This window comes from Psychrobacter sp. 1Y4 (assembly GCF_051847555.1).
In genome coordinates, this window is sequence record NZ_JBPYDE010000874.1 from 1 (window position 1) to 584 (window position 584).

Genomic DNA, 584 nt, shown 5'->3' on the forward strand with positions numbered 1-584 from the left:
GGGAAGCGGCTCTGTACCGAAAAAAGTTTCAAATACGGGATAAAATGCGGCTCCACTGGATTAAACACCATCCAAATGGCAATCCAATTGGTCAAAAAGCCCCAAATCGCGGCAAAAAACGGTACAGTCCAGTGCTGCGGTACCACCAAAAATATAAACATCTGGATAATACCAAACACTAACCCAATCAAAGCACTGATATGCCAGATAAAATCGATCTCTTTTTGACCGACTTTTAAGAACATATTGACCATCAGACGACGATCGTTCTCCATCGTATTAACAATCATCTTACGCATATCGACCAGATCTTCGACATGGTAGGTCAAATCTGTCACCAGCGACTGCATGATATTAGGCAGCTCTTTATGGGCTTGGGCATAGACACGGCGCTTTAGGGCATAAGGCAGGTTACCCCATAATGCGGGTGAATGATCGAGCATAATCTCATCAATCAACGGCTCAAGGTTTTTGTCAACCGTATCAGTGACAAATAGCGCCATTTGCTCAGGCTCCATCGCTTTAAAAAACTCATCTAATGAGCCGAGCTTTGACAATGTCTGATCAACGATAACACCCGATAT

1 pseudogene is annotated in these 584 nt (G+C 43.7%); it reads right to left on the reverse strand.

Annotated features, from left to right (window positions below):
• Positions 1-584: pseudogene (locus tag ACS8FC_RS19345) on the reverse strand (hypothetical protein); the annotation flags it as partial.